Annotated in this window: 19 protein-coding genes, 1 tRNA gene, 1 other RNA gene, 1 riboswitch and 1 other annotated feature; of the genes, 16 read left to right on the top strand and 5 right to left on the bottom strand. The window is 40.9% G+C overall.

The features are described from left to right. Positions 1 to 156 precede the first annotated feature (156 nt). Positions 157 to 336, bottom strand: a complete 180-nt coding sequence (locus tag AWM68_RS13395; RefSeq protein WP_066242624.1) for a hypothetical protein — start codon at positions 334 to 336, stop codon at positions 157 to 159. Positions 337 to 470: 134 nt separating this feature from the next. After that, the gene (locus tag AWM68_RS13390; RefSeq protein ID WP_066242619.1) at positions 471 to 1,442 is read right to left on the bottom strand and encodes a YaaC family protein; all 972 of its coding nucleotides are present in this window, start codon (positions 1,440 to 1,442) and stop codon (positions 471 to 473) included. Between the two features lie 134 nt (positions 1,443 to 1,576). Here AWM68_RS13390 and guaB point away from each other — a divergent pair, with 134 nt between their 5' ends. From guaB to AWM68_RS13345, 9 genes are all read left to right on the top strand, one after another. Beyond that, positions 1,577 to 3,034: an IMP dehydrogenase gene (guaB, locus tag AWM68_RS13385; protein ID WP_066242616.1), complete on the top strand. Its 1,458-nt coding sequence runs from the start codon at positions 1,577 to 1,579 to the stop codon at positions 3,032 to 3,034. Between the two features lie 128 nt (positions 3,035 to 3,162). Then, entirely contained in the window at positions 3,163 to 4,473 is a 1,311-nt protein-coding gene (locus tag AWM68_RS13380) for a D-alanyl-D-alanine carboxypeptidase family protein (RefSeq protein WP_066242633.1), read from the top strand. Positions 4,474 to 4,643: 170 nt separating this feature from the next. Continuing rightward, positions 4,644 to 5,528 carry a pyridoxal 5'-phosphate synthase lyase subunit PdxS gene (pdxS, locus tag AWM68_RS13375; protein ID WP_066242612.1) on the top strand — a complete coding sequence of 295 codons (885 nt, stop codon included), beginning with the start codon at positions 4,644 to 4,646 and terminating at the stop codon, positions 5,526 to 5,528. 4 nt (positions 5,529 to 5,532) lie between these two features. Beyond that, positions 5,533 to 6,117, top strand: a complete 585-nt coding sequence (gene pdxT / locus AWM68_RS13370) for a pyridoxal 5'-phosphate synthase glutaminase subunit PdxT (protein WP_066242609.1) — start codon at positions 5,533 to 5,535, stop codon at positions 6,115 to 6,117. 37 nt (positions 6,118 to 6,154) lie between these two features. Then, positions 6,155 to 6,373, top strand: a binding site (T-box leader). A 67-nt stretch (positions 6,374 to 6,440) separates the two neighbouring features. Next, the gene (gene serS / locus AWM68_RS13365) at positions 6,441 to 7,715 is read left to right on the top strand and encodes a serine--tRNA ligase (RefSeq protein ID WP_066242607.1); all 1,275 of its coding nucleotides are present in this window, start codon (positions 6,441 to 6,443) and stop codon (positions 7,713 to 7,715) included. Positions 7,716 to 7,816: 101 nt separating this feature from the next. Next, a tRNA-Ser gene (locus AWM68_RS13360) sits at positions 7,817 to 7,909 on the top strand. 365 nt (positions 7,910 to 8,274) lie between these two features. Continuing rightward, a riboswitch (SAM riboswitch) is annotated at positions 8,275 to 8,382 on the top strand. Positions 8,383 to 8,450: 68 nt separating this feature from the next. Then, positions 8,451 to 9,464, top strand: coding sequence for a methionine ABC transporter ATP-binding protein (locus tag AWM68_RS13355; RefSeq protein WP_066242605.1), 1,014 nt, complete (start codon positions 8,451 to 8,453; stop codon positions 9,462 to 9,464). Further along, the gene (locus AWM68_RS13350) at positions 9,457 to 10,119 is read left to right on the top strand and encodes a methionine ABC transporter permease (RefSeq protein ID WP_066242603.1); all 663 of its coding nucleotides are present in this window, start codon (positions 9,457 to 9,459) and stop codon (positions 10,117 to 10,119) included. Before AWM68_RS13355 ends, AWM68_RS13350 begins: the two co-directional genes overlap by 8 nt. A 249-nt stretch (positions 10,120 to 10,368) precedes the next feature. Continuing rightward, positions 10,369 to 11,184, top strand: a complete 816-nt coding sequence (locus AWM68_RS13345) for a MetQ/NlpA family ABC transporter substrate-binding protein (RefSeq protein WP_066242599.1) — start codon at positions 10,369 to 10,371, stop codon at positions 11,182 to 11,184. A gap of 47 nt (positions 11,185 to 11,231) precedes the next feature. Here AWM68_RS13345 and AWM68_RS13340 read toward each other — a convergent pair whose 3' ends face one another. The 3 genes from AWM68_RS13340 to AWM68_RS13330 all read right to left on the bottom strand — a co-directional run bounded on the left by AWM68_RS13340 (position 11,232) and on the right by AWM68_RS13330 (position 13,264). Further along, positions 11,232 to 11,900, bottom strand: a complete 669-nt coding sequence (locus tag AWM68_RS13340) for a deoxynucleoside kinase (RefSeq protein ID WP_066242597.1) — start codon at positions 11,898 to 11,900, stop codon at positions 11,232 to 11,234. Continuing rightward, positions 11,897 to 12,538, bottom strand: coding sequence for a deoxynucleoside kinase (locus tag AWM68_RS13335; protein ID WP_066242595.1), 642 nt, complete (start codon positions 12,536 to 12,538; stop codon positions 11,897 to 11,899). Before AWM68_RS13335 ends, AWM68_RS13340 begins: the two co-directional genes overlap by 4 nt. Positions 12,539 to 12,652: 114 nt before the next feature. Continuing rightward, positions 12,653 to 13,264, bottom strand: coding sequence for a cysteine hydrolase family protein (locus AWM68_RS13330; RefSeq protein ID WP_231868429.1), 612 nt, complete (start codon positions 13,262 to 13,264; stop codon positions 12,653 to 12,655). A gap of 163 nt (positions 13,265 to 13,427) precedes the next feature. Between AWM68_RS13330 and tadA the strand changes: the two genes are divergently transcribed. The 7 genes from tadA (at position 13,428) to AWM68_RS13295 (ending at position 17,618) form a co-directional block, all read left to right on the top strand. Continuing rightward, the gene (tadA, locus tag AWM68_RS13325; protein ID WP_066242592.1) at positions 13,428 to 13,928 is read left to right on the top strand and encodes a tRNA adenosine(34) deaminase TadA; all 501 of its coding nucleotides are present in this window, start codon (positions 13,428 to 13,430) and stop codon (positions 13,926 to 13,928) included. A gap of 86 nt (positions 13,929 to 14,014) precedes the next feature. Beyond that, positions 14,015 to 14,279, top strand: an RNA gene (ffs, locus tag AWM68_RS13320) — signal recognition particle sRNA large type. 107 nt (positions 14,280 to 14,386) lie between these two features. After that, positions 14,387 to 16,096, top strand: coding sequence for a DNA polymerase III subunit gamma/tau (gene dnaX, locus AWM68_RS13315; RefSeq protein ID WP_066242589.1), 1,710 nt, complete (start codon positions 14,387 to 14,389; stop codon positions 16,094 to 16,096). A gap of 14 nt (positions 16,097 to 16,110) precedes the next feature. Continuing rightward, complete coding sequence (locus tag AWM68_RS13310) at positions 16,111 to 16,428, top strand: YbaB/EbfC family nucleoid-associated protein (protein ID WP_289493778.1); 318 nt, start codon at positions 16,111 to 16,113, stop codon at positions 16,426 to 16,428. A 9-nt stretch (positions 16,429 to 16,437) separates the two neighbouring features. Further along, the gene (gene recR / locus AWM68_RS13305; protein ID WP_066242586.1) at positions 16,438 to 17,034 is read left to right on the top strand and encodes a recombination mediator RecR; all 597 of its coding nucleotides are present in this window, start codon (positions 16,438 to 16,440) and stop codon (positions 17,032 to 17,034) included. Positions 17,035 to 17,050: 16 nt separating this feature from the next. Next, a complete protein-coding gene (locus AWM68_RS13300; protein ID WP_066242585.1) occupies positions 17,051 to 17,275 on the top strand; it encodes a YaaL family protein in 225 nt (74 codons plus the stop codon). Between the two features lie 76 nt (positions 17,276 to 17,351). Continuing rightward, positions 17,352 to 17,618, top strand: coding sequence for a pro-sigmaK processing inhibitor BofA family protein (locus tag AWM68_RS13295; RefSeq protein WP_066242582.1), 267 nt, complete (start codon positions 17,352 to 17,354; stop codon positions 17,616 to 17,618). Positions 17,619 to 17,858 lie beyond the last annotated feature (240 nt).

Raw genomic sequence — 17,858 nt, 5'->3', positions numbered from 1 at the left:
TAATTTTTACGTTTTAGACTTAATTCTCCCTCAAAAAGACTCAATTCCTGAACCATAATACCTCACCCCGTATTCTTAGAGTATCTTATTTGCCCCAAGCAAGGTCTTAAAACCATAACAATAGAAAGAAGATGGCCCCAGCCATCTTCCATCCTGCTATATTCTTTCAGCAGAAGCATCAAAAATCCAACCAAAAGCATCACTACGGCTCTTACCACTATCATCGAGGCAATAGCCTAGCCAAAACACTCCTGGTCTCACCTTCAAAACAAAAATATCCCCTCTCCACATCAACCCAACCAAACATAATTTCACGGTAATTCCGTTTTTATTCACGGTAATCCTCCAAATATTCACGGATAAGCTTCATCATTTCACAGATAAACTTTTTTTATTGGATTTTCGACAGCGCTAATACCGAAAAAATAGCGTACACACTACTAACTCAATCCCCCAACTAACTATATTTACTAACTCCGCAACTGCAGCATCACACCAAAAAGATACGGCATCTTTTGAGCGGTGATGTTTAAGAATTGCTTAATATAGGGTAATTCTTCTGAAGTATATGTATGGAAGAGTTCACTCCACCATTCAGTGTCGTATCTACTAAGCATGCTTAAGTTGTATAGAACCACATAGTGAACCATAAACTCGTTAAGTTCTGCGGAGTTTAGTAATTCTCTGTTCACCGGAAAGTAATACGTATTTTCAAAAAGATGATAAGATAACGGAAAACAATCAAAAGGTTTTAACTTGCCCTTTGATTGAAGGCGAAATTCAGAATGGTCTTTATTCCAATCGACCGAGAATTTTTCCAAGAACAACGAGTTTGTATACTCAAGAAACCTCTCTGCTGACATATGTAAATGGTCATTTGATTTTTGGGGGAGACAAAACGTCATCTTGTTTTCTTTGCGCATTTGAACGAGATGAACTTCACCAGACATTTGTTTAAACAGAGGTACTAATTCAGGCAGTGTTTGTAAAAGATGAATCATCGTAAATTTTTCACCTTCCACGTGTTTCATGTGAAACATTTTTTCACAAAAATGATTAAACAGCCCAGTCTTTTGTACTTTCACTTCATCATAAAGAAATTCATAACTTCTTTTCTTTCTTTTTCTTGTCGAGAGCCCGTGTGCCAGGACAGCGCTTGAATCCGGATAATCAGGATCTGCACACAATATACAAGCCTTCATGAGTTGAGTCATGCCGTAAAACAGAAGAACAGGTTTTAATTCCATGGGGGCTTGATCTGCTAATTTATAATATTTTTTTCCATGTTCAATATAGTAAATAAATCCATAAGTGTTATCAAAACTTTTTCCATTGCTGTCTTCCATGTTTAGTTTTTCATATTGCTTGCTTAGAAAATGCTGTGTTTTTTGAGAGGAAAAGAACATATCAAACAGCGTCCACGTATCATATTGCATCGTCATTTGTTAAACAATCCTCTGTTAGTAAATTTTTTGAAAAATCGAACATATTTTGTATTCCTTGACACTAGTTTACCCAGTTGATAATCTACAAATAATATTTTTCAGGATGATAAATTTGAAGGGGTGGTTAAGGTATGTGGCAAGATAAGTTTGCAAAAGAAGGTTTAACATTTGATGATGTATTATTAATTCCAGCAAAGTCTTCAGTTCTGCCTGGTGAAGTGTCAATTAAAACGAGGTTATCTGATTCGGTACAGTTGAACATTCCAATTATCAGTGCTGGGATGGACACGGTAACAGAAGCTAACATGGCGATTGCCATGGCTCGTCAAGGTGGACTAGGTATCGTACACAAGAACATGTCTATTGAAGAACAAGCGGAACAGATCGATCGTGTTAAACGTTCTGAAAGTGGCGTTATTACAAATCCGTTCTACCTGACACCCGAACATCAAGTATTTGATGCAGAACACTTAATGGGCAAATACCGCATCAGTGGTGTACCTATTGTGGATGCAGATAAGAAGCTCGTAGGGATTTTAACGAACCGTGACTTGCGTTTCGTTCAAGACTATTCCATTAAAATTTCAGATGTTATGACTAAAGAAAACTTAGTGACTGCGCCAGTGGGTACTACTTTAAAAGAAGCTGAGAAAACTCTTCAGCAATATAAAATCGAGAAGCTTCCTCTAGTGGATGATGAAGGAGTCCTGCAAGGTTTGATCACGATCAAGGATATTGAAAAAGTTATTGAATTCCCTAACTCAGCTAAAGACTCTCAAGGACGTTTACTTGTAGGGGCTGCTGTTGGTGTTACGAAGGATGCGCTTCTTCGCGTAGAAAAACTGGTAGATGCAGGCGTGGATGCAATTGTTATTGATACTGCACACGGGCACTCTGAAGGTGTACTTCAAAAAGTGCGTGAAGTAAGACAAGCTTATCCTGAATTAACCATCATTGCTGGTAACGTTGCGACGGCAGAGGCTACACGTGATCTGATCGAAGCTGGAGCAAGTGTAGTTAAGGTAGGTATCGGACCTGGATCAATCTGTACGACACGTGTTGTAGCAGGTGTAGGTGTACCACAAGTTACAGCTGTTTATGATTGTGCGACAGAAGCTAAGAAATATGGAGTGCCAATCATTGCAGATGGCGGTATTAAATACTCTGGAGACATTGTTAAAGCAATCGCAGCAGGCGGAAATGCTGTAATGCTTGGCAGCATGCTTGCAGGGGTATCAGAGAGTCCAGGAGAGCGTGAAATCTTCCAAGGGCGCCAGTTTAAAGTGTATCGCGGTATGGGTTCTGTTGGAGCGATGGAACGCGGAAGCAGCGACCGATATTTCCAGGAAAATAATAAGAAGCTTGTTCCAGAAGGCATTGAGGGACGCGTGCCGTACAAAGGGCCTCTTGCGGATACAGTTTATCAGCTTATTGGCGGTATTCGTTCTGGTATGGGTTACTGCGGAACAGCAACAATTGATGAACTTCAAAATGATTCCCGTTTTGTAAAAATTACGGGTGCAGGTCTTCGAGAGAGTCACCCGCACCAAGTTCAAATTACGAAAGAAGCACCAAATTATTCAGTCTAAAGACACATTTTTAAGACAGAGGTATAACCTCTGTCTATTTTTTTGAAAATGTGTATGTTACAATAACTTTTGTGTGTAAATGGGTTTGGAGGTGCAGTTTTTTGAACAGCAAGATAAAACAACTTTTAGTGTTGACACTAATCTTTTCGTTTTTTACAACGAACTTACTAGGATTTTCAAAATCAGCAAGTGCAGCACCATCTTTAGATGTAAAGGCTGAAGGTGCTATATTGGTGGATGCAGAAACAGGAAAGATATTATATCAGAAAAATGCTGATAAGTTACTCGCTCCAGCAAGTATGAGTAAGATGATGACTGAATACTTATTGCTAGAATCAATTGACAAGAAAAAGATTTCTTGGGATCAGAAAACGAATATTTCTGAATATGCCCACAAGATTTCTCAAAATCGAACATTGTCTAACGTACCCTTACGTGTAGATGATAAATATACGGTTAAAGAGTTGTATCAGGCGATGGCGATTTACTCTGCAAATGGAGCAACGATCGCATTAGCTGAACTCATTGCGGGTTCAGAAGGTGAATTCGTAAAAAGAATGAATGCCAAAGCAAAAGAACTAGGCATGAAGGATTATAACTTTGTTAACTCTACAGGTCTTAACAATAAAGATCTGTTTGGCAACCATAATTCAGGCAGTGAAACAGACGAGAATATGATGAGCGCTCGTGCAACGGCAATCCTTGCATACAGCTTGCTTAAAGATCATCCAGAAGTATTAGAAACAGCTAGCATTCCTCGGTTAAAATTCCGCGAAGGTACGGATGATGAAATTCGTATGGAAAACTGGAACTGGATGCTTCCATCCCTTATCAAAGGTTATAACGGGGTTGACGGGCTGAAAACGGGTTCTACTGATCTTGCAGGTAACTGTTTTACAGGTACGATCAAACAGGGGGATACACGCCTTATCTCGGTAGTTATGAAAACTGATACGCGTTTAGCGCGATTTGACGAAACAAAAAAGTTATTTGACTTTGGTTTTGCAAACTTTGAAAAAGAGCAGATCCTACCTAAGAACTATCAAGTAAAAGGAAACAAAACGGTTTCTATCGTTAAGGGTAAAGAAAAAGAAGTAAAAGTTGCTACGAAAGAACCTCTTTCAATGGTGATCAAAAGAGGAGAAAAAGAAAACTATAAGCCTAAATTTGTTTTAGATAAAAAGAAGATGACAAAGGACGGCGAACTGACTGCTCCCGTTAAAAAAGGTGAAGTAGTCGGCCATATCAAAATTGAGTATACGGGTAGCGGAGAAGATTATGGCTATTTACTTAATGGAGATACAAAAGGAAAAACAGAAGTGGTAACAACACAATCTGTTGAAAAAGCAAACTGGTTTGTACTTGCACTTAGAGGTGTTGGTGGTTTCTTTGGTGGACTTTGGTCTGGAGCCGTTGACATGGTTAAGAGCTGGTTCTAATTTCATAACGGTTTAAAAGCTCTTTAGTTCATGCTAAAGGGCTTTTTTCAGAAAATATAGAGACCTTGCGCTTTTTATGATTTGCGATAAAATAGATGAGAATACTAGTTTTAATATAAAACGACCGAAAAAGTTCGGTAACACCACATAAAATTCAGGGGGTAGTAAGCATGTTAAAAACAGGTACTGAACGTGTAAAACGAGGAATGGCAGAAATGCAAAAAGGCGGCGTTATTATGGATGTTGTTAACGCTGAGCAGGCTCGTATTGCTGAAGCTGCAGGAGCCGTAGCCGTAATGGCACTTGAACGTGTTCCATCAGATATTCGTGCAGCAGGCGGCGTAGCTCGTATGGCAGATCCTACAATCACGGAAGAAGTTCTGAATGCTGTATCTATTCCTGTTATGGCAAAAGCGCGTATCGGACATATCGTTGAGGCACGCGTGCTTGAAGCAATGGGTGTTGATTATATCGATGAGAGTGAAGTACTAACACCGGCAGACGAAGTATTCCACTTATTGAAGAGTGATTACACCGTTCCTTTCGTATGCGGTGCTCGTGATCTTGGAGAGGCATCACGCCGTATTGCAGAAGGTGCATCCATGCTTCGTACAAAAGGTGAGCCTGGAACAGGTAACATTGTTGAGGCTGTTCGTCACATGAGAATGATTCAAGGGCAAATTCGCAAAGTTGTTGCTATGAGCGAAGATGAGCTTATGACTGAAGCGAAGAACTTAGGTGCGCCATTTGAAATTCTTCTTCAAATCAAAAAAGCAGGCAAGCTCCCAGTTGTTAACTTCGCAGCAGGCGGAATTGCAACACCAGCGGATGCAGCACTTATGATGGAACTTGGTGCTGACGGCGTATTCGTCGGATCAGGAATCTTCAAGTCTGAGAACCCTGAAAAGTTTGCTCGTGCCATTGTAGAAGCTACAACTCACTACCAAGACTACAAGCTAATCGCTGAACTATCTAAAGGTTTAGGAACAGCAATGAAAGGCATCGACATTTCCACACTAGCTCATGGTGAGCGTATGCAGGAGCGAGGCTGGTAATTCCATGCTGAAAATCGGAGTCTTAGCCCTACAAGGGGCGGTACGTGAGCATATTGCAGCGATTGAAGAAAGTGGTGCTGAGGCAGTTGCGGTAAAACGTGTCGAAGAGCTCATCAGCCTTGATGGCCTGGTTATACCAGGCGGCGAGAGTACAGCGATGCGACGTTTGATCGATAAATACAGTTTTCTTGAGCCTTTAAAGGAATTTGCACAAAATAAACCTGTCTTTGGTACATGTGCAGGATTGATCTTAATGGCAAAACGCATTCAAGGGCAAGACACTGCACATCTTGAATTGATCGATATGACGGTAGAGCGAAATGCGTTCGGGCGTCAAGTAGACAGTTTTGAAGCAGACCTTATGATCCACGGTGTTGGAGAAGATTTTACAGGTGTATTTATCCGTGCTCCTTTTATCGTTGAAGTAGGGCCAGAAGTTGAGATTCTTTCTAAACACAACGACCGAATCGTAGCAGCTAAACAAGGGCATTTCCTGTGTGCAGCTTTTCATCCGGAACTGACGGACGACTACCGTTTGCATCAATTTTTTGTGAAAATGGTACAATCCGCCAAAGAAGTAGTTGCATAAAATAAAAAAATACTGTACATTACTATAAAATCATTATAAAAAATCAATGACAGGAACTAGTAGCAAAAATGACTTTGTCTAGAGAGTCGGTGGCTGGTGAAAACCGATCAAAGCGTTTTGTGAATCCATCCTCGAGTGAAGAGCTGAACGTACAGTAAGCTTTTCCGGTGAAGAACCGTTACATGTAATTAAGCCGGCAATGGACATTCATTCATTGCAACTAGGGTGGCAACGCGGGTTAACTCTCGTCCCTATTTCTAATTCATATTAGGAATAGCGGGCGGGAGTTTTTTGATTTTTATAAACTAAGGGAGGAATAACAAATGTTAGATTTAAAATTTGTTCGAGCTAATTTTGCTGAAGTAAAAGAAAAGTTATCTACTCGTGGTGAAGATCTATCTGGATTGGATCAATTTGAGGCACTAGACCAACGCCGCCGGGAATTAATCGGTGAGACGGAAGCTCTAAAATCTAAGCGTAATGAAGTTTCTAAGCAAGTAGCAGAATTTAAGCGTGAGAAGAAAGACGCTGACCACCTGATTACAGAGATGCGTGAAGTAGGCGACAAGATTAAAACGATGGACGATGAACTCCGTCAAGTTGAAGAAGACCTTCAAGGCATCATGCTGACGCTGCCTAACCTGCCGCATGAAAGTGTTCCAGTTGGTGAGACAGAGGATGATAACGTACCCGTTCGTCACTGGGGTGAAGTACCTGAGTTTGCATTTGAAGCAAAAGCACACTGGGATATCGCAACAGATTTAAACATCGTTGATTTTGAACGCGGAGCGAAGGTTACAGGAAGCCGATTCGCATTCTACAAAGGTCTTGGAGCACGATTAGAGCGCGCCTTAATCAACTTTATGATGGACCTTCATGAAGACGAACACGGTTATACAGAGGTTCTTCCTCCGTACATGGTAAATCGTCAAAGCATGACAGGTACAGGACAGCTGCCAAAGTTTGAAGAAGACGCATTTAAAATTCGAGAAGAAGACTATTTCTTGATTCCAACTTCTGAAGTTCCTGTAACGAACATGCACCGTGAAGAGATTTTAACAGCTGACGAACTGCCGATCACATATGCAGCGTTCAGCGCATGTTTCCGTTCAGAAGCAGGTTCTGCAGGACGTGATACGCGCGGCTTAATCCGTCAGCATCAGTTTAACAAAGTAGAGCTTGTTCGCTTTGTTAAACCAGAAGATTCTTATGACGAGCTTGAGAAGCTTACAGGACACGCAGAAAAAGTATTGCAGCTTCTAAACCTCCCTTACCGGGTACTTAGCATGTGTACAGCTGATCTAGGTTTTACAGCGGCGAAAAAATACGACATTGAAGTATACTTACCGAGCTATAGCGAGTACCGTGAGATTTCTTCTTGCTCTAACTTTGAAGACTTCCAAGCGCGCCGTGCTCAAATTCGTTTCCGCAGAGATGCAAAAGGGAAGCCAGAATTCGTTCATACGCTAAACGGATCTGGGCTGGCAATCGGACGTACAGTTGCTGCGATCTTGGAAAACTACCAGCAAGAAGATGGTACAGTTGTGATCCCAGAAGTGCTTCGTCCATACATGGGTAACAAGGAAGTAATTAAGTAAAAAGATGAGAGGGAGATCCCCTCTCTTTTTTTGAATTTTTTTCTCAAAAAGCGTTGACACTATATTTAACCTCATGTTATTATAGTTCTTGTCAGTCACACGGAGGTATACCCAAGTCCGGCTGAAGGGATCGGTCTTGAAAACCGACAGGGGTTTAACGACTCGCGGGGGTTCGAATCCCTCTACCTCCTCCATATACATATTCAAACCACTTGATATCGCATCAGGTGGTTTTTTTGTTGTGTTTTTTATCATATATTAATGTCGAATTTTGCCGAAAGACTCAATAATTTTTATTTAGACTCATTAATTTAAAAATAGACTCAATAATCTCATTAAAGACTCAATAAAGTTTCATCAGACTCAATTCCGTCATTTACAAATGCTCTTTTCTAAAAGGTGGATGCTTCAACTACTTTCAAAAGCAACAATAGCGAAAAAACGCTTCCTATACACTACTGCAATGTAAGCGCTAACACTTTAAAGTGATAAAATTTAGTATTGACAGAACTTTTAGACAGGTAGTATGATGACAACTATACTTAATTCAATATTGAAATGCTTATTAAGAGAGACCGAGGGATCAGGCCCTATGACGTCCGGCAACCTCCATTATGGAACGGTGCCACTTCCTGCAGGATGATAGGTTCATTCTGGAAGATAAGTCGATGTTCGCTTATTCGCCCTCTTCCATGGAATGAAGAGGGCTTTTTTATATATTGAGGGGGAAGATAGATGATCGAGGTTAAAGAAGTAACCAAAATATATAAAGCAAAAGGAAATGAAATTGTTGGCGTGAAAAACGTGTCGCTCTCGATAGACAAAGGGGAGATCTTCGGAATTGTCGGTTATAGCGGTGCCGGAAAAAGCTCACTTCTGCGATGTCTCAATTTATTGGAGAAACCAACTTCCGGAGACATCCTTATCGATGGAGTATCTATTACAACGTTAGGGAAAAAGGAGCTTCGGGAAGAGCGTCTTAAGATCGGTATGATCTTTCAGCACTTTTATCTGATCAGTGCAAAAACGGTTTTTGAAAATATCGCGTTTGCTTTAAAAGCGGCAGGAAAGACAAAGGATGAGATTAATCGCAAAACTTTAGAACTTTTGAAGATGGTCGGATTAGAAAACCAAAAAGATCAATATCCTTCACAGTTAAGCGGCGGGCAGAAGCAACGAGTTGGAATCGCGAGAGCTCTTGCAAATGACCCGAAGGTATTACTTTGTGATGAAGCTACATCTGCTCTTGATCCGAATACAACAAAATCAATTCTCTCGCTGTTAAAAACGATCAATAAAAAGTTAGGAATTACGATTGTACTCATCACGCATGAGATGGAGGTCGTAAAAGAAATTTGTCATCGTATGGCTGTGATGCAGGACGGCGAGATCATCGAGTCAGGTGATGTGTATAACATTTTTGCAAATCCTAAAAAAGAATTAACGAAAACATTCATCAGTTCTGTCATACAGATGGATCTGCCTGAACCTTTACTGAAGAATAGAAAAGGGACTGTGATCAAGATTCAGTTTAAGGGAGCGATTGCAGAAGAAGCTGTCGTTTCTGAGCTTTTCCAAAACTTTAAAGTCAAAGGAAATATCCTTCACGGAAAGATTGAATATATCCAGGAAACGCCGCTCGGAATCTTTATTATGGAACTGATCGGTGATGAGACAGAAGTGAAACGAGCGATTGCTTATATTGAAAGCCGTATAGAAAACCTTGAGGTGGTGAAGAACGTTGCTTGATTCAATATTTAACATCCTGCCAGATTTGAATAAAGCGTTTTTTGAAACGCTATATATGGTTGCCATCTCATTAGGAGTTTCATTAATCGTCGGGCTGCCACTTGGAATCATCCTTTTTATTACGGATAAAGGCTTGCTGTTTGAAAATGCGTTGATCAAACAAACGGCAGGAATCTTAGTCAACTTGATTCGCTCTGTACCGTTTATCATCCTGTTAGTTGCTTTGCTTCCGCTGACACAGCTGATAACAGGAACAACAATCGGACCTACTGCAGCTTCTGTTTCTCTATCCGTTGCAGCGATTCCGTTCTTTGCCCGGTTAGTTGAGACGTCATTACGTGAGATTGATAAAGGTGTGATCGAAGCGGCCGTTGCTGTTGGAGCAACACCTTGGATGATCATCCGGGAAGTACTTCTACCTGAAGCAAAGCCGGGTATCGTGCAAGCTATAACAGTTACCGCAATCAGCTTATTAGGCTATTCGGCAATGGCAGGTATCGTTGGCGGCGGGGGGATCGGAGACTTTGCAATCCGCTTCGGCTATTATCGATATGACAACACGATCATGATAACAACCGTCGTCTTATTGATTGTTATCGTTCAGCTGATGCAAGTCATCGGAGACGGTGTGGCGAAAGCTGTGAATAAGAGATAATTTTTTTACAAAAAAGATATGGCGATATAAATTTGTCTTTAATCGGTTTTAACGAGGCTCCTTTGACAAGTTGGTTGAAGTGGAAGATGCGAGACTCCTACGGGACGAGCGGTCAGGTGGAGACTCCTAAAGGCGCAAAGCGGCAGGAGGCTCACCGCACGCCCCGTGGAAAGCGAGCATATGGAACGGAAATCAACAACATACAAGGGCATCTAGTTTTTTACAAACAATTTTAAAAGGGGATCAACGATGAAAAAAATCATACTTACACTATTAACGCTATTACTTGCTTTTGGATTAGCAGGATGCTCTTCTTCATCAGATGCATCGAAAGACAAGGAAATAACACTCGGAGCAACAGCAGGACCATATACAGACATGGTCAATAAGGCGATCAAACCATCCCTGGAGAAAAAGGGATACAAAGTGAAGGTGATCGAATTTAGTGATTACATCCAGCCGAACATGGCACTATCTAAAGGGGACCTAGACGCTAACCTTTTTCAGCACAAAATCTATATGGAGAATTTCGCAAAAGAAAAGAATCTGAAACTCTCTGAACTCATCATTGTTCCAACAGCACCAATGGGGCTATATTCGGATAAATTTAAATCTGTTGATGAGATTAAAGAAGGCAGCACGTTAGCGATACCGAATGACCCTGTTAACTTAGCGCGTACCTTGATCATGCTTGAAGATGCAAAGCTGATCACAATCAAAGAAGGGGTTAACCAGCTGACGGCATCTGAGAAAGATGTTCAAGATAACCCGAAGAACTTGGTGTTTAAACCATTAGAAGCGGCGCAGCTTCCACGTGCTGTACAAAGTGCCGATGTTGCAGCAGTTCCTGGTAACTTTGCTCTTGCTGCTAAAATGGACTTGCTTGATGCCATCCAATTAGAAAACATGCCAGATACGTACCGTAACCGTGTTGTTGTAAACACGAAAGATACAGACTCCACTTTTGCAAAAGATATTAAAGAAGTGGTGGAATCCAAAGAGTTTGAAGAAGTGATTGATAAGGAATTTAAAGGCTTCGGAAAACCTGAATGGATGAAGAAATAGTTATAACAAAACCCCGGACTCATGATGGTGAGTTCCGGGGTTTTCATTTATAAGCGAACTTCTCGTTTCGCTTCGATTTTCTGTGCGATTTTTTCAACGATATGATCAATTGATTCAGGGTTTTCTCGAAGATCGTAGTCGTTAATGTTTACGCGCAGCACAGGACAAGAATTAAAGGACGAAATCCACTTTTCATAGCGGTCGTACATTTCTTCCCAATAGGAAACAGGTGTTTCTTGTTCCATCTTGCGGCCGCGTTTTTGAATTCGAGCTAGAATGTCATCAAGAGATCCTTCTAAATAAATCAGACAATCAGGCTGAGGGAAGTATGGTGTCATGACCATCGCTTCGAATAGGTGAGTGTATGTCTCATAATCCACTTCAGACATGTTTCCCTTATCAAAGTGCATACGTGCAAAAATCCCTGTATCTTCATAAATAGAACGGTCTTGCACGAATCCTCCACCATAATCAAACATTCTTTTTTGCTCTTTAAAGCGTTCAGCTAAAAAGAAAATCTGCAGGTGAAAGCTCCAGCGTTTAAAATCATGATAAAAGTTTTCTAAGTATGGGTTGTTATCCACTTTTTCCATGGATGTACGAAACTTTAATTTTTCAGCTAATGCATTCGTAAAGGTCGATTTACCTGCTCCGACCATCCCTGCTACTGTAATAACAGCATCATTAGGAATTCCGTATTGAATTAGTTTGTTCATCGCGCAACTTCTCCTTTTTTCAAAGTTGCATCGATTAGGGAAAAGATTTTCTCTTTATCCGTTTCATACGCAACAAAATCTAATTCGTCTCCACTGAACGTCAGCACCGGAATTTCAGGGTGTTCTTTCTTAAACGCAGTCATGAATGTATCATAATCAGCTGCAAGCTGTTCTAAATAAGCGGGCTCCATGTTTTGCTCAATAAATCGTCCGCGCTTACGAACGCGGTCTAACAGTGTATCCAGACTCGCATTTAAATAAATGATCATATTTGGTACAGGCATGTCTTCTGTTAAGATATCGAAGCACTGCATATATTTGTGAAGATGACCGTCTTTTAGCGTACGACCGGCAAAAATACGGTTCTTGAAAATATGGTAATCAGAAACGACAGGTATCTGTTTTGAAAGAAATTGACCATTAATTTCTTCAAGCTGTTTATACCTGTTGCAAAGAAAAAACATCTCGGTTTGAAAACTCCACTCATCAATGTTGTCGTAAAATTTTCCGAGAAAAGGATTTTCCTCTACAATTTCTTTCAATAATTGAAAGTTATAGTGCTCTGCAATGGCTTTTGCCAGTGATGTTTTCCCTACGCCAATCGGCCCTTCAACTGCGATAAAGGGGGTTGAACTCATCTTCCTTTTCCTCCCTTTCAAATAACAAACGAAAAATTACAGACAAAGAATATTGTAGCATACGTTAGGAAAAGGTGGATAGGTTATCGGTTAAAAACTTCCATAAAACAGCTTCTAAAACATTGTTTTTTGTTTATCTTTCTCAGCGTGTTCTATGATCACCTGAAGATCTAACTCCTCACTTGGAGTGATATCGGCGTTTAATGTCTTTTCCATAAGCAGAAATGCCCTTTCATTATCTTCTTTTATATTAGAGGCAGAGCAATCAGATGGTGCGTAAAGTGTAAAGCCACGCATATAAGCATCATTAGCGGTAAATAGGACACAGATGTTTCCTGCTACACCGCACAGGATTAATGTTTGTATACCCAATTCATTTAATAAAGTGGATAGAGGAGTTGAAAAAAAACCAGAATGCTTCGGTTTAATAACAAAATAGTCATCTTCATCTGGCTGTAATGCTTTCACGAAATTCCCTCCAGCTTGTGCTGAACAATATTCCACCAACCTTTGCTTATCTGACTGCCACTGCCCAAAATTATCATTCACGTAGATGATCGGTATGTCCGCTTCTTTTGCTCGTTTCTTTAAACCAACAATCTTATCGGCAATTGGCGCAGAAGTTTTTAGCAAAAGCGGCGCTTCTGGGAAATTAAAGTCATTAATCACGTCAATAATAAGCATAGCGACAGGGATTTTCTTTTCATTTTTCTGTTGATCTGCCAAACCATGTCCCTCACTTTCTTTTTTAGGTTTCTATTTAAGTGGTTTTATATTCCAAGAGCAAACCTGATTCCCTAAACTGCTTTTTTATAAAATCATTCCTTTCTTTATTATTAGCGAAACCTCTTGTATAATCTCTTACAAACTAAAACTTTGGAGCGAATGTATGGAGATCTTAGAAAAAGACGAATATTATATGGAGCTTGCGATAAAAGAAGCGCAAAAAGCAGCTGATATTGGAGAAGTTCCAATTGGCGCTATTATAGTAAAAGATGATCATATAGTGGCAAGTGCTTATAACCTGCGTGAAACAGAACAACGATCAATTGCGCATGCGGAACTGTTAGCGATTGATCAAGCGTGCAGGGAGACAGAAGCCTGGAGACTAGAAGGAACGACACTTTATGTAACTCTCGAACCTTGTGCGATGTGTTCAGGAGCTATTGTTCTCTCTAGAGTAAGCAGAGTTGTTTACGGAGCGGCCGATCCTAAAGGAGGCTGCGCAGGGACATTGATGAACCTTTTAAAAGAAGATCGCTTTAATCATCAATGTGAAGTAACCTCGGGTGTTAAAGAGGAGGAGTGCGGTCAGATTCTTTCAAGCTTTTTCAAAAACCTTCGCGACAGAAAAAGGAAGGAAAAGGAAGAGCGAAAGAAGGAGCTTTAGGGCTAATACGGTTGATTTTTTTTAATCCGCATAGTATACTAATTCTTGCACATTCGATTGTGCATCTAACAATGTTATACACTTTGTCGCGCTAGATGGGGAGGTAGCGGTGCCCTGTACTCGCAATCCGCTGTAGCGAGGTTGAATTCCTCTCCTCGGCTAGTTCAACGTATGGTCTGACGGACGTAAGTGGTGTTGATGTCCGGGTCCTGCGCAACGGAGACCCATGAACCCTGTCAGGTCCGGAAGGAAGCAGCAGTAAGTGGACCACTTCGTGTGCCGTGGGGCAACCTGGACTGAGCTAACTGCGTTTGTACGCATAGGTTGACTATTCCAAAGAGAGGTGCGCGGCATTCTAATATATAAAACATTTGACTCACCCTTGTCTCAGGGGTGAGTTTTTTGTAATGTTTCAGTATAATAAAGAGAGAATAAAGTGTTAAAAGGGAGGCAAAGGGATGAGTTATCAAGCGCTCTACCGCGTATGGAGGCCACAGAGCTTTGAAGATATGGTCGGGCAGGAGCATATAACAAAAACGGTTCAAAATGCCCTGATGCAGGACAAGCTTTCCCATGCCTACCTGTTTTCAGGCCCACGAGGAACGGGAAAAACAAGTGCGGCAAAAATTATAGCCAAAGCTGTTAACTGTGAACGTGCCCCGGTATCTGAGCCATGCAATGAATGTGATGCTTGCCGAGGGATAACGAACGGAACGATCTCAGATGTATTAGAGATTGATGCTGCTTCTAATACAGGGGTAGATGACATTCGTGATATTCGGGACAAAGTAAAGTTTGCTCCGTCTTCTGTCACATACAAAGTCTACATCATTGATGAAGTACATATGCTTTCAACTGGAGCATTTAACGCATTATTAAAAACACTCGAAGAACCGCCGAGCCACGTAATTTTTATTCTGGCAACCACTGAACCACATAAGATTCCTGCAACGATCGTATCGCGCTGTCAGCGATTTGATTTCAAACGCATTTCATCAAACTCCATTATCGGACGCATGAGGCAAATCGTGGATGCCAACGGTACTGAGGTTGAAGAAGAGGCGCTGCAATTACTTGCGCGCGCTGCTGAAGGCGGTATGCGGGATGCTTTAAGTTTGCTCGATCAAGCGATTTCTTACAGTGATGATAAGGTAAGGGTTGAAGATGTATTATCTGTAACAGGTTCTGCTTCACAAAAACACCTGTCTGACATGGCTGAAGCATTCTTAGAAAAAGATGTATCAAAAGCGCTGACGCTATCAACTGAACTTTTGCAAGAAGGAAAAGATCCTGTTCGTTTTTTAGGAGACCTCATTTACTATTATCGTGATATGCTTCTTTATAAAACAGCTCCACAACTAGAAGAGCTGTTAGAGAGGGTTTCTACAGATGAATCATTTGCAAAATTGGCAGATGCGACAGCGACTGAAAATATCTATTCCATTATTGGACAATTAAACGCCGCACAGCAAGAGATGAAATGGACGAACCATCCTAAAATCTTTTTAGAGACGACGTTTATCAAGATTTGTTATCAAAAACAAGAAGGTGCATCCCCTCAAGTTGATAATTCCTCTGTTGAACCTCTCATGCAAAGAATCGATCAGCTCGAGCAAGAGTTGAAGAAAATGAAAGAAAGCGGTTGGGCCTCGAACGGTTCAGCAGCTCCAACAGAAACAGAAGCACCGAGAGAAAAAAGAGTGATCCGAGGCCAAGGTGGAGCATCACATACACAGGTCAAAGAAATGCTTAAAAAAGCGAAGAAGCCAAACCTTGTTCAGCTTAAAGGCATGTGGGGAGAAATTCTAGATAAGATTCGGTCTGAAAAAGTAAGTGCGTATGCTCTTCTTTCGGGAGCTGAGCCAGTAGCGTGTTCAGATCAAATTTTTCTGCTCGCTTTTCAGCATGAAATTCACCGCCAAATGGCATCTCAAGAGAACAACAGAAGCTATGTTGAAAGCGCAGTTTATAGTACAATAGGAAAGAACCTGTCTATGCTATCCATATTGGATCCGGAATGGCAGAAACTAAAAGCTGATTTCATTAAAGAACAACAGCAAGGCCAGCCATCTTCTGAAGAGAAAGAAAAAACTGAAGACCCTCTCATATCAGAGGCGATCAAATTGGTTGGCGATGATTTGATTGAGATAAAAGAAGAGAACGAATAAGGAGGAAGTGTAAGATGATGAAAGGCAATATGAACAATATGATGAAACAGATGCAAAAAATGCAGCGTGATATGGCAAAAGCGCAAGAGGAACTAAAGGATAAAGTGATTGAAGGAACAGCTGGCGGCGGAATGGTAACCGTTAAAGCTAACGGCCACAAAGAAATCGTTGATATCGTAATCAAAGAGGAAGTTGTAGACCCAGATGATATTGATATGCTCCAAGACCTTGTATTAGCGGCTACGAATGACGCACTTAAAAAAGTAGACGAAATGGTATCACAGGACATGGGCAAATTCACTAAAGGGCTAAACATTCCTGGATTATTCTAGGGTTTCCCTATGCATTATCCTGAACCGATTTCAAAACTGATTGAAAGCTTTATGAAATTGCCGGGCATCGGACCGAAAACGGCGGTTCGCCTGGCATTTTTCGTATTGGAAATGAAAGAAGATGATGTACTGGACTTTGGCCGTGCACTTGTTAACGCAAAACGCCAGCTCATCTATTGTTCCAATTGCTTTCATATTACTGACCGTGACCCTTGCATGATCTGTGACGATTCCAGCAGAGACCGCACAACAATCTGTGTGGTTCATGATTCCAAGGATGTTATTGCGATGGAAAAAATGAAAGAGTACCGCGGTCTCTACCACGTCCTGCACGGTGCCATCTCTCCTATGGATGGGGTGGGACCTGAGGATATTAAAGTCGCTGAACTTTTAAAACGGTTAACAGACGAAGGTATTCAAGAGATTATTATGGCAACGGATCCGAATATCGAAGGTGAAGCTACCGCCATGTACATCGCAAGACTTTTAAAACCAACAGGTATTAAGATTACTCGTATTGCTCATGGCCTGCCTGTAGGCGGGGACCTGGAATATGCAGACGAAGTAACGCTTTCTAAAGCGCTTGAAGGAAGAAGAGAAATCTAACAAAGGGGTTGCTTGCATGTTTTTTTCCCGTAAAGGGCGCTTAAAGCGATCCGGAGATCAACAGCTGCTTCAAAGTCTTGATGAACTTAAAGTTAATTGGATGCATCAAAAAGAAATGGTAGAACGAAGTGTCGAGCCATCAGAAGAGGTTATCTTTAAACTTCAATTAGCAGAGTCTAAATATTTCTTCTTATTAAAAGAAGCAAAAAAAAGAAACGTAACGTCCAGCAGACTAAAATAACTGCTGGTCTTTTTTTTGGACAACTCCCATACACTGACTAATAAATAACTTGGATATTGTATAGGAGGTATGAAGGATGGAGCCAATCACTGTAATCGCGATACTTGGAACAATCATCTTTGTTCTATTGCTTGTAGGTGCTCCAATGCGGCCGATACGCTGGATCGGATTCGGAGTTACACGTTTTTGTATTGGCGCACTATTGTTGTTCTTACTAAATGCGATCGGAAATTCATATGACATTCATATTCCGATCAATGCGTTCACTGCCCTGATATCTGGAATAGCCGGTCTTCCCGGAATCGCATCCTTGGTAGCTATTGAATTCTTTATTTTAAATTAGGTTTTATATTTGTATTTATAGAGTTTAGAGAGCAATTTTAAGCTTTCTAAACTCTTATTATTTTGTTTAAAGTAATTTTAAAATAACTATTGACCTCTATGTCCTTCACGTGATATATTAAATCTTGTCGCCGCGACAGACGAAACATTGTTGTAGGCGGGAAAGAAATTAAAAAAACAGGTTGACTTCTTATCTGAAAGATGTTATCCTAATAAAGTCGCCAAAACGAGCGGCTAACAA

Source organism: Fictibacillus phosphorivorans (genome assembly GCF_001619875.1).
Taxonomy (GTDB): domain Bacteria; phylum Bacillota; class Bacilli; order Bacillales; family Fictibacillaceae; genus Fictibacillus; species Fictibacillus phosphorivorans_B.
This window is presented reverse-complemented; position numbering and strand designations above follow the sequence as displayed.